Raw genomic sequence first — 17,176 nt, 5'->3', positions numbered from 1 at the left:
CACATATGCCACCCGCGCCTGCCTGAGGTATTGATCACCGGCGACGATCCGGACGCGGATGTCGTGGCGGCATTCTGCTGAGATGTACTCCGATGCCGATGCCGATGCCGCCGTGCTCTACGACCTGCTCAACTCATGGGGACCGAGCGACGACTTCTGCCTGTCATGCGTCATGGATGCCCCTTCCGTCCTTGACGTGGGGTGCGGAACCGGCATGCTGCTGCACCGTGCGCGCGAGGCGGGACACACCGGTCGGCTGTGCGGGCTGGACCCCGATGGTGCCGCACTGGACCGGGCGAGCGGACGGGGCGACATCGAGTGGGTCCTGGGCAGAGCCGAAGAAGCCGTGTGGGAAGGAGAGTTCGGGCTCGCTGTCATGGCGAGCAATGTGTTCCAGGTTTTCGTCACTGAGCCACCGTTCACACCCTCGCTACTGAACTTGATCGGGCGTTGCCGGGCATGCAGCTCATCGTGCTCCGCATGCCTCGCGCGATGGTGTGATCGTGTTCCCGGGCGATCGGAATCCGGTTCGTTGCAGGGGGCCGGGACCGCTAGGGTCAGGCGGGTGAGTGATCTTCAGCCCGTCGTATGGCTACTTACCGGTATGCCCGGCTCGGGTAAGACCACCTTTGCGAAGGCGTTGGCACGAGGCGGTGTCGTCCGTCTGTCAGTGGATGACCAAATGACAGCTCGGCATGGACGGATCGGCAAGGACCACGCCGAGTACGAACACCTCGAGCTTCAGGCTCCCGTGATCGAGGACGTTCGGCGACAGCTCGTCGCACTCCTACGGGAAGGCCGTTCGGTAGTGCTGGATCACGGCCTGGGGACCCGCGCGGTCAGGGACGACTACAAACAGTTGGTCACGGAGTATGGCGCCAGGTGGCGGCTCGTCCACTTCCAGGCTGATCACGATGAGTTGTTGCGGAGACTGGCCAAGCGGAACAACGAACAGGAACATGGCGTGATTTCGCCAGAGACGCTCGCCTGGATCGCCGAGCACTCTGAAGCCCCTGTGGGTGAGGGTGAAGAGCCCCCAGTACTTCCAACCTCAGCCTGACAAAGATCCCGGGCTGAGATGGCTGCCGGTCACGGTATCTGCCACCACGAACGAATCATCGCACCTTCGTCCGGATCGCGAGTAGCTGGACTTGGGCAGTAGCGTCCCGTCGCGGACGCAGCTCCGTCCCGGCGACGCAACACTGCCGTCACTTCTCGTGCGCACACACGAGCAGGTTGATGCGCAACTGCTGCTGAAAGTCATTGACAAACGCTGTCGCTGAAAGTGAACGAAGACAGCCCACCGACTACACATGCATGGCGGAGAGATTCGGCTACGGGTCCTTCGGCACCCACTGGTTGTAGAGCTGTGCCGACTGAGCAGTTCAGCGGCCGAATGCATGAGCCGAGGCCGGTACGGGGCGGCGCTCACGCGTCGATGAGGACATGCCTGGCGATGGCCGGTGGCACCGGGTAGATCCGCTCGGGCGGAAGCAGTCGCTGGGCCTGCGCTGCCCGGCCGCTCTGCTTGAGCGCCGCGATCTTGCGGGCCTGTGGAGTGACATCGGTCAGGTCGACGACCCAGTCCTCCGCGAAGGTGCGGATCAGCCCGCGTCCGACCCCGACCTGGATGCTGTAGTGATTGAGCGCGGCTCCCCGCAGCGAGCGTTCGGGATCCCACTGGACGTGTACAGCCGCCCGGGCGACGGCTGTCGGGTCGGCCGTCGTCAGCACGGCCCGGGAGAGGGCCTCCTCCCAGCCGGCACGGGTCATCCGTACGGCGAGGATGCGTTCCTGTCCCGACTTCTGTGCCCAGTTACTACGGTGCATGAGCCACAGGAACGACGGTTTGATCCAGGTCATCCGGTTGAACGAGAACGGTGGCACGAACCGCTTCGCCCGTAGGGACGGATCAGCGACTGCCGGTGAGTACGCCTGGTAGACCACGATCGTCCGGGCATCGTAGTGAGCTCGTACCTGGTGCTGGGGGGCCATGCGCCACAGGCTGACAGGGAACAGATTCCGGCGCGATCGGATTTCTCCCCGCGCGACCGGACTGTTCACGCCCTCGCACTCTCGATTTCGTCTTCGTCGCGGTGCACCGTCGGCGAGGCAGTTTTTCGTGCGGCGCGACCACTCGGGGCCGGTGTGTCGCTGCCTAATGTTCCCTCACTCGGCGGCGGCGTGCCGCTCCCTCGGAGGTGACCATGGCCAGCACCGCAGGCACGGAGACGAGAAGCAGAGCCACGCGCAGGACCCGGTCGGCGGCCGCGGTGGCCACGGTGCTCGGCCTCGTCGCCACAGCGGCCGCCTGCGGTGGCGGCTCGTCAGCCGACGGCGGTGACGGGGCGACGGTGGTGCTCGCCGTCGCCGCCGACCCGGGCACACTCAGCCCCACCACGGCACTGGCCAGCACGGCAATTTCGATGAACTCCTTCGCGTACGACACGCTCGTGCATCTCGCAGCCGACGGTTCGCTGGTTCCAGGGGTGGCCGAGAAATGGTCCGCCACGTCCACCACCGCGCAGTTCACCATCCGATCCGGGGTGACCTGCGAGGACGGCTCGCCCCTCACCGCTGACGACGTGGCCGCCGAGTACAACCACATCGCCGATCCGAAGAACCAGTCTCCGATGCTCGGGCTGTCCGTCCCCGTCACCGCTGTCGCGAAGGCCGACACGGCGAGCCGGACCGTCACCGTCACCACGACGAAACCCGCGCCGTTCATCGTGCAGATGGCCCGGCTGCTGCCGCTGCTCTGCAAGAAGAGCCTGGCGACGCCCCATGCGCTTGCCAAGGCCACCGGCGCGAGCGGACCGTACCGGCTGACCGAGGCGGTTCCGGGCGACCACTACACGTATGTCAAGCGGGACGGATACACCTGGGGGCCCCGCGGATCCACCGGCGCGGGCCTCCCGGGCAAGGTGGTGTTCAAGGTGGTCGCCAACGAGTCGACCGCCGCCAATCTCCTGATGGCCGGGCAGATCAACGGGGCCCTGATCAGCGGTGCAGACCAGGAACGGCTGGACGCGGCCGGGGTGAAGAACGAGAGCATCGAGGCGCTGTTCGGGCAGTTCCTGTTCAACCAGGCCGCAGGCCGTCCGGGCGCCGATCCGGCGGTACGCAAGGCTCTGGTCGCCGTACTGGATCTGAAGCAGCTCGGGAACGTCGCCACCGGCGGCAAGGGCAAACCCGCCACCGCGATCGGCGAGACCGCCCCCACCCCCTGTACCGGCGACACGGTGACCGGGAACCTCCCCGCCCATGACACCGCGCAGGCCGCCGCCGCGCTCACCGCCGCCGGCTGGGCCAGGAGTGGCGGCACCTGGACCAAGGACGGCAAGCCCCTCACCGTCGGGCTCAGTTATCCGACCAATCAGGGCGCACAGGTCTCCTCGGCGGTCGAACTGGCCGTCCAGCAGTGGACGTCCTTCGGCGTGAAGGCATCGGCGAAGCCCACGGGTTCCTCCAGCATCCTCAGTACTCTCAGCGGCGGCGACTGGGACGTCGCCTGGGCGCCCATCGGAGTCACGCTCCCGGACCAGCTGACCCAGTTCTACGACGGGCCGCCACCGCCGAAGGGCAACAACTTCGGCTCCATCACCAACGCCGACTACCACCGTCTGGCCGCGCAGGCCTCGGCCAGGACCGGCGCCTCGGGCTGCGCCCTGTGGGAAGCGGCCGATGCCGCCCTGGTCAAGCACGTCGACATCGTGCCGATCGTCAGCAGGCCGCTCCGGTACTACGGAAAGAGCATCACCTTCGAGGTGGACGGCGCCGGCATCATCCCCAGCACCCTGCGGCGGAGCGCCGGCTGATGGCGACGAGCACCCTGAACTCCATGGGTACGACGGTCCGCAGCCCGTGGGTCGGATTCGCCCTGCGCCGCACCTGGCGGCTGGTGGTGTCGCTGGCCGCACTGGTCACGGCCGCATTCGCGATGATCCATCTGATTCCCGGCGACCCGGTGCGGACGGCCCTCGGTACCACCGCCGACCCGGCGCTGATCGCCGCCCGCAGACACTCGCTCGGCCTGGACCAGCCGCTGCTGAAGCAGTACGGCGACTTCGTGGGCCATCTCTTCCAGGGCCGGCTCGGTGACTCGATCGGCGCACAGATGCCCGTCTCCGAGATCATCTCCAGCCGGCTCCCGGCGACCTTGCAGATCGCCGTCCCGGCGTTCCTGCTGATCCTGCTGCTCGCCATCCCGGTCGGGATGACCGCGGCCGTACTGACCAAGGACGGCCGCAGACGGCGCGGCGAGCTCGCCTTCACCGGCGTCACCGGCTTCCTGGGCGCGGTGCCCGAATTCCTGCTGGCGGTCGGCCTGATCGCGGCGTTCGCCGTGGCCTGGCCGGTCTTCCCGGTGGCCTCGCGGGGTGGCATGGACTCCTACGTACTGCCGGTGCTGGCACTCACCGTCGTCCCGGCGGCCACGCTGTCGCGCATCGTCAGGGTGGAGACCCTGCGGGTGCTCGGCGAGGACTACATGCGTACGGCGCGGGCGAAACGGCTCCCGGCCCGGCTGCGCTATCTGCGGCACGCACTGCCCAATCTGCTGACCTCCTCGCTCACCCTGGGCGGCCTGCTGTTCAGTTCGCTGCTCGCCGGCACCGTACTGGTCGAGAACGTCTTCGCCTGGCCCGGCCTCGGCACCACGATCGTCCAGGCGATCACCGAGAAGGACTATCCGCTGGTCCAGGGCGTCGTGCTGGTCTACGGGGCGGCCGCACTGCTGATCACCTTCGCCGTCGACGTGGCCGTGGCCGTCGCCGACCCCCAGTCCACCGTCCGCGGGAGTTGACGATGCCTCATCAGGACCAAGACACCTCGCTACGGCACCGGCTGGGGCGCACGCTCAGGACGCCGATCGGAATCACCGCTCTCACCGCCTGCCTGCTGGTGGCGCTGGTCGCCGTGTTCGGGCCCGTCCTGCTCGGTGATCAGGCCGCGCGGATCGACACGGACGCGATCAACCAGGGCAGCAGTGCCGCCCATCTCCTGGGCACCGACCAGCTCGGCCGCGACATCGCCGCCCGCGTGGTGGTGGCGACCCGGCTGACCCTGCGACTCACCCTGCTGGCAGCCGTGATCGGGGTCGGCGGCGGGCTGCTGCTCGGTGTGGCACCGGCGGTCGTGGGCCGACGCCTCGGTCGGCTGATCACCGCCACCGTGGGCGTACTGGTCGCCTTTCCCGGGCTGCTGTTCCTGCTCTTCCTCGCCACGATCTTCGGGGTGGGCAGCACCGGCGCGGTGTTCGCCGTGGGGCTGGCCATGGTCCCGCCCATGGCACGGCTGGTGCAGAACCTGACCGCGTCGATCGCGGGCTCGGACTATGTCGCTGCGGCACGGATCCTCGGCGTGGGCCGGTTCAAGCTGGTGGTACGTCATCTGCTCCCCAACATCGCCGAGCCGTCGGTGCTGTTCGCCACCCAGGCGGCAGGGAGCATCCTGGTGGCCTTCTCCGGCCTCTCGTTCCTCGGACTGGGCGTACAGCCGCCGGAGTACGACTGGGGGCGGCTGCTCAACGAGCAGTTGAACCGGATCTATGTGAACCCGGCGGCGGCACTCGCGCCCGGCGCGGCCGTGGTTCTCACGGGGCTGATGTTCGGGCTGGTCGGTGAAGTACTCGCACAGGCCGGCGGCCGACGTGCGCCACAGGCCCGGGAGGCGACGGCGCAGCAGCAGGTGAAGCCGCAGGATGAAGCAGCCCCTGACGGTGACGGCGGGGCATTGGTCCGGGCGCGGGATCTGTGGGTGACGTTCCCCGGTGGGCGCCGGGCCGTACGCGGGATCTCGTTGAGCATCGGCGTGGGCGAGGCCGTCGGCCTGGTCGGCGAATCGGGTTCCGGAAAGAGCCTGACCGCGCTGGCACTGGCGGACCTCGTTCCGCACCCCGGACGGGTCCTTGCCGGCACCCTCCGCTTCGACGGGCACGATCTGCGGGCGGACCCGCGCCTGGGCACCGAACTGGCCATGGTCTTCCAGGACCCGATGGCCTCGCTCAATCCGGCCCTGCGCGTGGGCCGCCAGCTCGCCGAGGTGAGCGAGGTGCACCTCGGCGCGACCCGGGCACAGGCCACGGCACGCGCCGTCGACCGGCTCGGCGCAGTCCGTATCCCCTCGCCGGAGCGGCGCGCCCGGCAGCGGCCGCACGAGTACTCCGGCGGGATGCGACAGCGGGCCGTCATCGCGATGGGCCTGATGGGGGAGCCGAAACTGATCATCGCCGATGAGCCGACCACGGCGCTCGACGTGGCCGTCCAGCAACAGGTGCTCGACCTGCTTGCCGAGGTGCGTGAGGACTCCGGCGCCGCGCTGCTCCTGATCTCCCACGACCTCGCCGTCGTCGCCCAGGTCTGCGAACGGGTCCTGGTGATGTACGGGGGCCTGATCGTCGAGGACCTCCCGGTTGCCCAGCTGGTCGGCGGCGCGGCCCACCCGTACACCCGGGCACTGGTGGGGGCGGTCCCGACGATGGCCACGGATCCCGGCACCGAGCTGGCGACCATCCCCGGCCGCCCGGCGGAACCGGGGGAGGCCGACGCGGGATGCCCCTTCGCGCCGCGCTGCGAACGCGTCCGGGAACGCTGCCACGACGACGCCCCCGAGCTGGCCGGTTTCGGGCCGGGCCGACAGGTCGCCTGCTGGTACCCGGTGGGCGCGGTAACGGCCGGCGCCCCCGCACGGGCCACTTCACACGGAGCGGAGGCAACGTCATGAGCTCACTCGAACTGCGCGGGATCACCGTGCGCTACGGCCGCTTCACCGCAGTGGAGAACGTCGACCTGCTGGTGCCTGAGGGCACGGTCACCGGACTGGTGGGCGGATCGGGGTCGGGCAAATCGACCCTCGGGAAGGCCGTCGTCGGGCTGGCCCCGATGCAGTCCGGGCACGTACTGGTTGCCGGGAGCGATGCCGGGCGCCGGCGTGGGCGCAGCCCGGTCCAGCTGGTGTTCCAGAATCCGTACGCCTCGCTCGACCCGCGCATGACCATCGGCGCAACGGTCGCCGAAGCTCTGCCCCGCGAAGCGGTCTCGCGCGAAACATCCGCCCGCAGGGCACCAGCACGCGATCGCCGCGCAGCATGCGACGCGGAGGTGGCCCGCTACCTGGAGCTCGTCGGCATCGACCCCGCACGGGCCGTGCTCACCCCGGACGCGCTCTCCGGCGGCCAGCGTCAACGGGTGTCCCTGGCAAGGGCCCTGGCAGCCAGGCCCGCCGTGCTGATCGCGGACGAGATCACCTCGGCCCTGGACGTCTCCGTACAGGGCGCGGTGCTCAATCTGCTCCGCCGGCTCCAGCGCGAACTGGGCTTCGCGATGCTCTTCATCTCCCACAACCTCGCGGTCGTCCGCTACTTGGCCGACCAGGTCGCCGTGATGGACGGCGGGCACCTTGTCGAGTGCGGCCCCACCGAACGGGTGCTGGGGCGACCGGAGCATTCGACGACCCGGAACCTGATCTCCTGCGTACCCACCCTTGCCCTCGCCGAGGAGGCGTCATGACCCGACCGCTGACGATCGACGACTTGTACCGGTTCGAGATCCCCGGCGATCCCGCACTGTCTCCCGACGGCGAGCGCGTCGCCTACACACTGACCACCCAGGATGCCGAGAACGACCGCGTGGTGCGGTCCATCTGGGAGGTACGCAGCGCAGGCGGCCCGGCCCGGCGGCTCACCCACGGTCCTGCGGACACCGTGCCGCGCTGGTCCCCGGACGGGACGCAACTGGCGTTCCTGCGCGAGGGGCAGATCCATCTGCTGCCCGTCGACGGAGGGGAGGCCGTAGCGCTCACCACGCCCGCCCGGTGCCCGGCGGGGGCGGGCACACCGGTCTGGAGCCCGGACGGATCACGGATCGCGTTCTCGGCCCCCGCGACCCGGCGCGACGACAGCGCACCCGTGGTCATCGACGCCCTCGGCTGGAAGGCGGACGGCGCGGGCCTGATCGGGTCGGTCCGGACGCAACTGTTCGTGGTCGGGACGGAATCGGGTGAAGTCAGGCTGCTCACCGAGGCCGACCGGCACGCCGGCTCGCCCACCTGGTCGCCCGACGGCACACAGCTCGCCTACCCGGCACAGAGCGGCCCGGACGCGGCTGTGCTCGGGACCTCGGCCGCTCATGTCGTAGAGGTCGGGGAAGACGCGCCCGAGTCCCGCCGGGTCGGCCCGGCCGGCGGTCTCGTCGGCCCGGTGAGCTGGTTCCCCGACGGGTCCGCGCTGCTCGTCGTCGGCCGGAACACGTTCGGCGTCGGCCACCTGGAGCTGCTGCGCCAGCCCCTGGACGGATCGGCGGCGGTGTCCATCAGCGCAGCCCTGGACCGCAACGTCATGGGCGGCGGCCCGGGTTACCCGGGTGCGCTGCCGCAGTTCCACGGCGACGACATCGTGTTCTGCGCCCGCGACCGGGGTGCCACACGCCTGTACCGGGTGGACGCGGCCGGGATCAGCGCGTCCCCGCTGCCCGTCGGAAGCGGGGTCAGCGGCTGCTCGGTCGCGACGAAGGCCGGGCGAGCTGCGGTGGTGGTCTCCGACGCGTCGAGCTTCGCCGAGATCGCTCTGCTCGACCTGGACGCCTGGACGTCCGGGGAACCGGGCGAGCCCTCGGCCGGGCGACAGCCCGCGCGGCTCACCGACCACATGGCCCGGTCACTGCCCGAGATCGCTCTCCACCCGGTCACCGAACGCGAGTTCACCATCTCGGACGGGACAGTGGTGCACGGCATGATCACCCGTGCCGCGCAGACACCCGCGGGCGGGCCGCTGCTGGTCGACGTGCACGGCGGCCCGCACAACGCCTGGGCGCCGCACTCCGACCCGGTCCACCTCTACCACCAGGAGCTGGCCTCGCAGGGCTGGACGATCCTGACGCTGAACGTCCGCGGCAGCGACGGCTACGGCGAGGCGTTCTACACGGCCGCCGTGGGCGCCTGGGGCGAGACCGACGAGCAGGACGTCCTGCAACCGGTCGCCACCCTCGTCGCCGAGGGGCTCGTCGATCCGGAACGGATCGCGCTCACGGGCTACAGCTACGGCGGCTATCTGACCTGCTGGCTCTCCGCCCGCAGCGACCTCTTCGCCGCCGTCGTACCGGGCGGCATCCTGGTCGATCTGAAGAGCATGGCCGGCACCTCCGAAGAAGGACACCTGATCGCCGCCCACGAGATCGGTGACCCGGAACGGCTGACGGAGCTCTCGCCGATCAGCCGTGCCGACGCGGTGCGCGTGCCCACCCTGATCCTGCACGGCGGCACGGACGACACCTGCCCGGTCGGCCAGGCCGAGCAGTGGTTCCACGCGTTGCGAAGCAGGGACGTGCCCGTCCGGCTGGTCGTGTACCCCGGAGGCTCGCACCTGTTCCTCCTGGACGGCCGGCCCTCGCACCGGGAGGACTACTCCCGGCGCCTGATCGACTGGGTCACCACGCACACCAACACCTCGATCCGCTGAATCCGCCGTACGAAAAACGGAATTGGAGACGAACATGACCGACACCACCGACCTGTCCGCCCGCTGGACCGCCCGCCTCACCGAGCTGACCGCCCGCCACTGCGTCCCCGGCGCGAGCCTCGGCATCCTGCACCGGGGCGAGCTGATCGCCGAGACCGCCGTCGGCCTGGCCAACACCGACGCCGGGATCGAGACGACCACCGACACCCTCTTCCAGATCGGCTCGATCTCCAAGGTATGGACCACCACGGTGGCCATGGCCCTGGTCGACGAGGGCCTGCTCGAACTCGACGCACCCATCGTCTCCGTACTCCCCGAACTGCGGCTCGCGAACGAGGAGCTGACCCAGGGGGTGACGCTCCGCCACCTCCTGGACCACACCAGCGGCATCGACGGCGACCTCTTCACCGACACCGGCCGTGGCGACGACTGCCTGGAGAAGTTCGCCGCGCTGCTCGGCGACGTCGCTCCCAACCACCCGCTCGGCGCCACCATGTCGTACTGCAACGCGGGCTTCACCCTGCTCGGCCGGGTCCTCGAAGTCGTCACCGGCGTCCAGTGGGACGAGCTGATGCGTGAGCGCCTGTACCGTCCGCTCGGTCTGACGCACACTGCGACCCTGCCGGAGGAGGTGCTGCGCTTCCGCGCCGCCATCGGGCACCTGGGGGAGCCGCCGGTACAGGCCCCGCAGTGGGGGCTGATGCGCTCGGCCGGACCGGCCGGACTGATCTGCTCGACGCCGCGCGAGGTACTGGAGTTCGCCCGGTTGCACCTCGACAACGGCGTCACCGCGGACGGCACCAAGATCCTGTCGGCCGAGGGCGTCACCGCCATGCAGACCCCGCAGGTCGATCTGCCCGACCCGCACATCCTGGGCCACGCCTGGGGGCTGGGCTGGTTCCTCGACACCTGGGACGGACGCCGGGTGTACGGACACGACGGCGGCACGATCGGGCAGAGCGCGTTCCTGCGGGTGCTGCCGGAGGCCGACCTGGCGATCTGCCTGCTCACCAATGGCGGCGACACCATGAGCCTCTTCAGGGACGTGTTCGCGGAGATCGTCCAGGAGCTGGCCGGTGTGACGATGCGCACCACCATCCAGCCGGCGACGGAGCCGGTGGCGGTGGACGCCGCCGACTACGTCGGCGTGTACCAGCGGCTCTCCAGCCGGGTGGAGATCGTGGAGCGGGACGGCGGCCTGGTGATGCTCGACCGGATCACCGGACCGCTGGCCGAACTGATCCCCGAAACGGACAAGGAGAGCGAGCTGCACCCGGTCGAGCCGGGGCTGTTCGTGGTGCAGCGGCCGGGGATGAAGCTCTGGGTCCCCGTCGTGTTCTACACACTCGCCGACGGCACGCCCTACATTCACCACGGTGGCCGCGCCATCCGCAAGGTGGGCTGACGTGACCGCAATCGCCACCGCCCTGGAGGCGGGGCTGCCGGGCCTGCTGGCCGACATCGAGGAGCTGATCCGCACCGAGTCGCCCAGCGAGGATCTGGCCGCCGTCGCCGAATGCGCCCGGGTCGTCGCCGGGCTCGGCACCCGGCTGACCGGCGCGGCGCCCGAGTGGCTCGACGGTTCGGGGAGGCCCGCTCTGCGCTGGCGCTTCGGCTCCGGCGACCGGGTGCTGCTGCTCGGCCACTTCGACACGGTGTGGCCGGTGGGCTCGTTGGCAGGCCACCCCTTCGAGGTGGCCGGGGGACGGCTGACCGGACCCGGCTGCTTCGACATGAAGGCCGGCGTGGTGCAGCTGTTCCACGCGCTTGCGGTGCTCGACGACCTGGACGGGGTGTCGGTCCTGCTCACCGGCGACGAGGAGATCGGCTCCCCGGCCTCGCGCACTCTGATCGAGGCCGAGGCCCGCCGGACCCGGGCCGTACTCGTCCTGGAGGCGAGCGAGGGCGGCGCACTGAAAACCGCGCGCAAGGGCGTGTCCGGCTACGAACTGAACATCGCCGGACGCGCGGCGCACGCCGGACTCGAACCCCAGCGCGGCGTGAACGCGACCACCGAACTGGCCCACCAGGTGCTCGCGTTGTCCGCAATCGCCGATCCGGCGACCGGCACCACGGTGACGCCGACCGTGGCCTCCTCCGGCACCACCCGCAACACGGTGCCCGATGCGGCCCGGCTGCTGGTCGACGTACGGGTGGAGACGGCCGCCGAACAGGACCGGGTGGACCGTGCCATGCAGGGTCTCGCGCCGGTGCTCGCGGGCGCCTCGCTGGGGCTCGCCGGAGGCCCGGACCGGCCGCCGCTGCAGGCGAGCGCGTCGGCGGAGCTGTTCCAACTCGCCCGAAGCCGCTATGCGGAGCTGGGCTTCGGCTCACTGCGCGGTGTCGCGGTCGGCGGCGGATCCGACGGCAACCTCACCGCCGGAGCGGGCACGCCCACGCTCGACGGCCTCGGGGCCGTGGGCGGCGGGGCGCACGCGGACGACGAGCACGTGGTCGTCGCCGAACTGCCCCGCCGCGCGGCACTGGTGGCCTCCCTGGTGGCCTCGCTCGTACGCGAGCCGCTGTCCGCACCCGGCCGGGTGACATCGTGAACGGTACGGAGGGGGCTGCCGCGGCGGCGGCCGCGGATCTGGCCGCGCACCGTGCCGGCGTGACCGTCACGGAGCTGCACGGGCTGGACGAGATGCTGGCGGCCTGCCAGGTGCTGGACCGCGTCTGGCGGCCCGATCCCGGCAACCCGCTGATCACCCCGGAGCTGTTGCGGGTCTTCGCCCACTCCGGCAGTTATGTCGCCGGCGTCCACCAGGACGGCCGGATGGTCGGATTCTGCCTGGGATTCCTGGCCACAGCCGGACTGCACTCGCACATCGCCGGGGTGGACGACAGCGTCCGGGGCCGCAATGTCGGCTTCGCCGTCAAACTCCATCAGCGGGCCTGGGCCCTGGCCCGTGGCATCACCGCGGTCACCTGGACCTTCGACCCGCTGATCAGCCGCAACGCCTACTTCAACCTGGCCAAACTGGGGGCGGCGCCGAGCGAGTACCTGGCCGACTTCTACGGCGCGATGCAGGACGAGGTCAATGCCGGGACCGAGACGGACCGGCTGATGGTCCGCTGGGAGCTGACCGGCGGGCAGGCCGTCGGAGCCGCCGCGGGCACACCTCACATCGTCACGGTCGACGACGCCGGTGCACACGCCGTGGTCGGTCTGGACGCCAAACCCGACGGCGGCCCCGCCGTCGGGCGCCGGGACGGCGACACCGTCCTCGTCCGGATCCCCACGGAGATCGAGACACTGCGCCGCACCGACCCGCCCCTGGCCCGCGAATGGCGGTACGCGCTGCGCGAGGTACTCGGCGGCCTGATGGCCGAGGAGCACACCGTCACCGGATTCACCCGGGACGGCTGGTACGTGATCGACAAACGTCAGGAGAGTGCTGCATGAAGCTCGTCGGTGTGGAACTGCGCCGGATCGCGATGCCGCTGGTCGCACCCTTCCGAACCTCGTTCGCCACGATGACCACCCGGGAGATCCTGCTGGTCAGGGTCGAGAGCGAGCACCATGAGGGCTACGGCGAATGCGTCACCATGGCCGATCCGCTGTACTCCTCGGAGTACACCGCGGCCGCGGCGGACGTGCTGCGCAGCTATCTCGTGCCCGCGCTCGCCGCCCTCCCGGCACTCGACCCCTGGGCGGTCGCCCCGGCACTGGCCGCGTTCAAGGGGCACCGGATGGCCAAGGCAGCACTGGAGACCGCGGTGCTGGACGCCTGGCTGCGCGCCCATGAACTGTCGATGGGGCAGTGGCTGGGGGCGACGGCCGAACGGGTGCCGGCCGGGGTGTCGGTCGGCATCATGGACTCGATCCCCGCACTGCTCGACGCCGTCGACGGCTATCTCGCCGAGGGCTATCTGCGGATCAAGCTGAAGATCGAGCCCGGCTGGGACGTGGAACCGGTGCGCGCGGTCCGGGAGCGCTTCGGCGACGGCGTACTGCTCCAGGTGGACGCCAACACCGCGTACACCCTCGCCGACGCCGCACAGCTGGCCCGGCTCGACCCGTACGGGCTGCTGCTGATCGAACAGCCCCTGGACGAGGAGGACATCCGGGGACACGCGGCGCTGGCCGAGCGGGTGCGCACCCCCATCTGTCTGGACGAGTCCATCGTCTCCGCCCGCTCGGCGGCCGACGCGATCGCCATGGGTGCCTGCTCGGTCGTCAACATCAAGCCGGGGCGGGTCGGCGGCTATCTGGAGGCCCGGCGGATCCACGACGTGTGCGCCGCGCACAGCGTCCCGGTCTGGTGCGGCGGAATGCTGGAGACCGGCCTCGGCCGGGCCGCCAATGTCGCCCTCGCCGCCCTGCCGGGTTTCACCCTGCCCGGCGACACCTCCGCGTCCGACCGGTACTACCGGACCGACATCACCGAACCGTTCGTGCTGAAGGACGGCCATCTCGATGTGCCCCGCGCACCGGGGCTCGGACTCTCCCCGATCCCCGAGCAGTTGGCCGAAGTGACCGAATCGACCGAATGGATCAGCCGATGACCGCAACTGTATCGGGCGCCGTCGAGACCAGAATCCGGACGGCGTTCGAAGACGCCGAGGTCCAGGGGTACTTCTTCGCCCGGGAGATCGACGGCGACCGCACGATCGGCGTCGCGGCGGACGAACCGGTCTGCCTCGCCTCCGTGTTCAAGATCCCGATCGCGCTCGCCTACGCACGCGAGGCCGCCGCAGGGCGGCTGGAGAGGACCGAGCGCCACTCGGTGGACCCGCACTATCGCGACGGCGGCATCGGCACCTCCGGCTGCGCCGACCCGGTCGAGATGAGCCTGCGCGACCTGGTCCACATGATGCTGACGATGAGCGACAACGCAGCCACCGATGTGGTGCTGGCCCGGGTCGGTCTCGACACCGTCAACGCACTGCTCACCGAACTGGGCCTGCGTCGGACCCACTTGATCGGTGGCTGTCTGGAGCTGACCGGCTCGCTCTTCGCCGACCTCGGCGTGACCACCGAGGTCGAGGCGCACGCGAGGATGGCGGCACTCGCCGCGCAGGGGCCTCAAAAGCTGCTGGAGCTTTCGGTGTGCGTCCCCGAACGCACCACCCGGGGAACCGCCCGCGACATCGCGGAACTGCTGGTCCGGATCTGGCGCGACGAGGCCGGCCCCGCCGAAGCCTGCGCCGAGGTACGGGCCGTGATGTCCCAGCAGATCTGGCCGCACCGGCTGTGGTCCGGCTTCGACGACAGCTATCGCATCGCCGGCAAGACCGGGACGCTGCCGGGCTGGCGCAACGAGGCCGGGGTGATCGAGGACCGCGACGGCGGGCGCTGGGCGGTGGCAGTCTTCACCCGGTCCGACAGGCCGGACCTGCACAACCCCCGGGCCGACCGGGTGATCGGGCAGGTGGCAGCACTCGCCGTCGACGAACTCCGATCAACTACGTTGTGAAGATGACGGAGCAGCCGCGGGCCGTGCTCGGCCGGATCCTCAACGATCTGGGATCGACGTTGATCGAGGTGGTGGCCGGGCAGGCCGACCCGGCGCGCACTGTCAGCGGAGTGCTCATCCAGGACCCGCTGGACGAACCGGCCAGGCTGCCCGGCGCGGTGGTGCTCGGCGTCGGCGTGTACGGCGCCGAGCCGGTCGCCGCCCTGGTCGACCGGGCGGCCGGGCTCGGCGCGGCGGCCGTGGTCGTCCGGTCCCCGGTCCCGGTGGACGGGCCGGTGGCCGAGGCGGCCGCGCGCACCGGCCTGACCGTGCTCGGTCTGACCCCCGGCGCGTCCTGGGCCCAGGTGGCCGCCCTGCTGCGGTCGCTGCTCGCGGTCGACGAACTGGGTACGGTGGGCGGCCCCGACGAGGCCGACGGCGCCGAGCCGCTCGCCGGTGACCTGTTCGCGCTGGCCAACGCGACGGCCGGACTGCTGGACGGCCCGGTCACCGTGGAGGACCGCGGCGGGCGGGTGCTCGCCTTCTCCAGCCGGCAGGACGAGGGCGACGACGCCAGGATCGCGACCATCCTCGACCGCCAGGTGCCCGCCGAGAAGCTGCGCGCCCTGGAGCAACTCGGCGCCTTCCAGGCCCTCTACCGCAAGGAAGAACCGGTTTATGTTGCCGGCATCTCCGACAAGCCCCGCGTCGCGATCGCCGTCCGCGCAGGCGGCGAGATCCTCGGTTCGATCTGGGTCGTGGTCGACGGACCGCTGAGCGAGGACCGTACGCAGGCCCTGCAGGAGGCGGCGAAGGTGGCCGCCCTGCATCTGCTGCGCCACCGCACGGGCGAGGACATCGAACGCCGGCTGCGCGCGGATCTGCTCGCCACGGTCCTGGAGGGCGGCACGCACGCACCGCAGGCCGCCGGACGGCTGGGCCTGTCCGCGCAGCCCGCCTGCGTACTGGCGCTCGCGGTGACCGGTGAGCCGTCGGCGCCCGACCGGGTGGCCGCGGGCCATCGCATCGCCGAGGCCCTCGCCCTGCACCTGGCCGCGATCCATCCCCGTACGGCCGCGGCCTCACTGGGGGGCGTCACCTACGCGGTGCTGCCCACGAGTTCGGACGAGCATGCGCTACGGGTGGCCGAGGCGTTCCTCGGCCGGATAAGCAACCGTGTCCCCGCCGTCATCGGCATCGGCCGGCTCGCCGCCCGCCCGGCCGAGCTGCGCCGCTCCCGCGCCGACGCGGACCGGGCGTTGCGCGTCCTCGGCTCAGGCCGCTCGCAGCGACGGGCCGCAAGGCTGTCGGACGTCTACGCCGCCTCGCTGCTGGAGGAGCTGACGGACCGGATCGCCGCCGAGGACGATCTCCCCGACGGCCCGGTCATCCGGCTGCGCGCCTACGACGCCCAGCACAACACCGCCCTCACGGAAACTCTGGAGGCCTGGCTGAGAACCTTCGGTGATGTGGCAGCGGCCGCTGCCGCCGTACATATCCACCCCAACACCTTCCGCTACCGGCTCAAGCGGCTGGCCGTGGTGGCGGGCATCGATCTCAGCGACCCGGAGGCCAGATTCGAAGCGATGCTGCAACTGCGGCTGAACCCGCCGCACCCCTGACGCCGGCCCGACTGCCGCCATGACACGCGGATCCGCCCGGACCCGGGTGGGCGGATTGATGAAAGAGTTCTCGGAGCAGCGGGACGCACCTGCGCCCGCATGTCCGCGTGTCTGCGTAACCGAATGTCGACGATGGGACAGATGCCATGCCTCTCAAGGGTGAGTACGAGCCGAGCCCCGCGCAGTGGGTCCGCGATCAGGTCGAGCTGTTCGAGAGCTCCGGGGGGACGGCGGGGACCACGATGCGGGGCCTGCCGGTCATCATCCTGACCACCCGCGGGGCCAGGAGCGGCAAGATCCGCAAGACCCCGCTCATGCGGGTCGAGCACAACGGCACGTACGCCGTGGTCGCCTCGCAGGGTGGCGCGCCCAAGCACCCCGTCTGGTACCACAACATCGTGGCCGACCCCGGTGTGGAGCTGCAGGACGGCCCGGTCCGGCAGGACATGAACGCCCGTCAGGTCACTGGCGAGGAGAAGGCGGTCTGGTGGCAGCGCGCGGTCGAGGCGTTCCCCGACTATGCCGACTACCAGCTCAAGACCGACCGGCAGATTCCGGTCTTCGTCCTGGAGCCGGCAGCCGAACAGCACTGACGACCGCCCGGGGGAGGCGCGGCGGGCCCCCCCCCCCCGCCCACCTGCCCGGGCCCCCCGCCGCGCCCCGGCCCGCCGGGCTCGACGACCGGGCCTGGCGGATCATCC

Annotated in this window: 14 protein-coding genes; 13 read left to right on the top strand and 1 reads right to left on the bottom strand. The window is 70.7% G+C overall.

Going from position 1 to position 17,176, the window contains the following annotated elements:
• Positions 1-82: 82 nt before the first annotated feature.
• A complete protein-coding gene (locus ACFVYE_RS13915; RefSeq protein ID WP_389605619.1) occupies positions 83-1,060 on the top strand; it encodes an AAA family ATPase in 978 nt (325 codons plus the stop codon).
• A 368-nt stretch (positions 1,061-1,428) separates the two neighbouring features.
• Here ACFVYE_RS13915 and ACFVYE_RS13910 read toward each other — a convergent pair whose 3' ends face one another.
• Positions 1,429-1,995 carry a DUF4291 domain-containing protein gene (locus ACFVYE_RS13910; RefSeq protein ID WP_389605617.1) on the bottom strand — a complete coding sequence of 189 codons (567 nt, stop codon included), beginning with the start codon at positions 1,993-1,995 and terminating at the stop codon, positions 1,429-1,431.
• 212 nt (positions 1,996-2,207) lie between these two features.
• Between ACFVYE_RS13910 and ACFVYE_RS13905 the strand changes: the two genes are divergently transcribed.
• The 12 genes from ACFVYE_RS13905 (at position 2,208) to ACFVYE_RS13850 (ending at position 17,068) form a co-directional block, all read left to right on the top strand.
• Entirely contained in the window at positions 2,208-3,818 is a 1,611-nt protein-coding gene (locus ACFVYE_RS13905) for an ABC transporter substrate-binding protein (RefSeq protein WP_389605615.1), read from the top strand.
• Entirely contained in the window at positions 3,818-4,804 is a 987-nt protein-coding gene (locus ACFVYE_RS13900; protein WP_383973542.1) for an ABC transporter permease, read from the top strand. The genes ACFVYE_RS13905 and ACFVYE_RS13900 overlap by 1 nt, the downstream gene beginning before the upstream one ends.
• Before the next feature lie 2 nt (positions 4,805-4,806).
• Positions 4,807-6,723: a dipeptide/oligopeptide/nickel ABC transporter permease/ATP-binding protein gene (locus tag ACFVYE_RS13895; protein ID WP_389605613.1), complete on the top strand. Its 1,917-nt coding sequence runs from the start codon at positions 4,807-4,809 to the stop codon at positions 6,721-6,723.
• Positions 6,720-7,508 (top strand): ABC transporter ATP-binding protein, encoded by a 789-nt coding sequence (locus ACFVYE_RS13890; RefSeq protein WP_389605611.1) that lies wholly within the window; start codon positions 6,720-6,722, stop codon positions 7,506-7,508. Before ACFVYE_RS13895 ends, ACFVYE_RS13890 begins: the two co-directional genes overlap by 4 nt.
• The gene (locus tag ACFVYE_RS13885) at positions 7,505-9,454 is read left to right on the top strand and encodes a prolyl oligopeptidase family serine peptidase (protein ID WP_389605609.1); all 1,950 of its coding nucleotides are present in this window, start codon (positions 7,505-7,507) and stop codon (positions 9,452-9,454) included. Before ACFVYE_RS13890 ends, ACFVYE_RS13885 begins: the two co-directional genes overlap by 4 nt.
• Positions 9,455-9,488: 34 nt before the next feature.
• Positions 9,489-10,859, top strand: a complete 1,371-nt coding sequence (locus ACFVYE_RS13880) for a serine hydrolase domain-containing protein (RefSeq protein WP_383973535.1) — start codon at positions 9,489-9,491, stop codon at positions 10,857-10,859.
• A gap of 1 nt (position 10,860) precedes the next feature.
• Positions 10,861-12,006, top strand: a complete 1,146-nt coding sequence (locus tag ACFVYE_RS13875; RefSeq protein ID WP_383973533.1) for a M20 family metallopeptidase — start codon at positions 10,861-10,863, stop codon at positions 12,004-12,006.
• A complete protein-coding gene (locus tag ACFVYE_RS13870) occupies positions 12,003-12,860 on the top strand; it encodes a GNAT family N-acetyltransferase (protein WP_389605606.1) in 858 nt (285 codons plus the stop codon). Before ACFVYE_RS13875 ends, ACFVYE_RS13870 begins: the two co-directional genes overlap by 4 nt.
• Positions 12,857-13,963 carry an o-succinylbenzoate synthase gene (gene menC / locus ACFVYE_RS13865; RefSeq protein ID WP_383973530.1) on the top strand — a complete coding sequence of 369 codons (1,107 nt, stop codon included), beginning with the start codon at positions 12,857-12,859 and terminating at the stop codon, positions 13,961-13,963. Before ACFVYE_RS13870 ends, menC begins: the two co-directional genes overlap by 4 nt.
• Entirely contained in the window at positions 13,960-14,874 is a 915-nt protein-coding gene (locus ACFVYE_RS13860) for a serine hydrolase (RefSeq protein WP_383973528.1), read from the top strand. The genes menC and ACFVYE_RS13860 overlap by 4 nt, the downstream gene beginning before the upstream one ends.
• Positions 14,875-14,876: 2 nt before the next feature.
• Positions 14,877-16,475, top strand: coding sequence for a PucR family transcriptional regulator (locus ACFVYE_RS13855; protein WP_389605603.1), 1,599 nt, complete (start codon positions 14,877-14,879; stop codon positions 16,473-16,475).
• A 146-nt stretch (positions 16,476-16,621) separates the two neighbouring features.
• Positions 16,622-17,068: a nitroreductase family deazaflavin-dependent oxidoreductase gene (locus ACFVYE_RS13850; protein ID WP_389605601.1), complete on the top strand. Its 447-nt coding sequence runs from the start codon at positions 16,622-16,624 to the stop codon at positions 17,066-17,068.
• The last annotated feature ends 108 nt before the right edge of the window (positions 17,069-17,176 follow it).

Origin of the sequence: Streptomyces sp. NPDC058239 (assembly GCF_042882185.1) — a bacterium.
Classification (GTDB): Bacteria; Actinomycetota; Actinomycetes; order Streptomycetales; family Streptomycetaceae; genus Streptomyces.
This window is presented reverse-complemented; position numbering and strand designations above follow the sequence as displayed.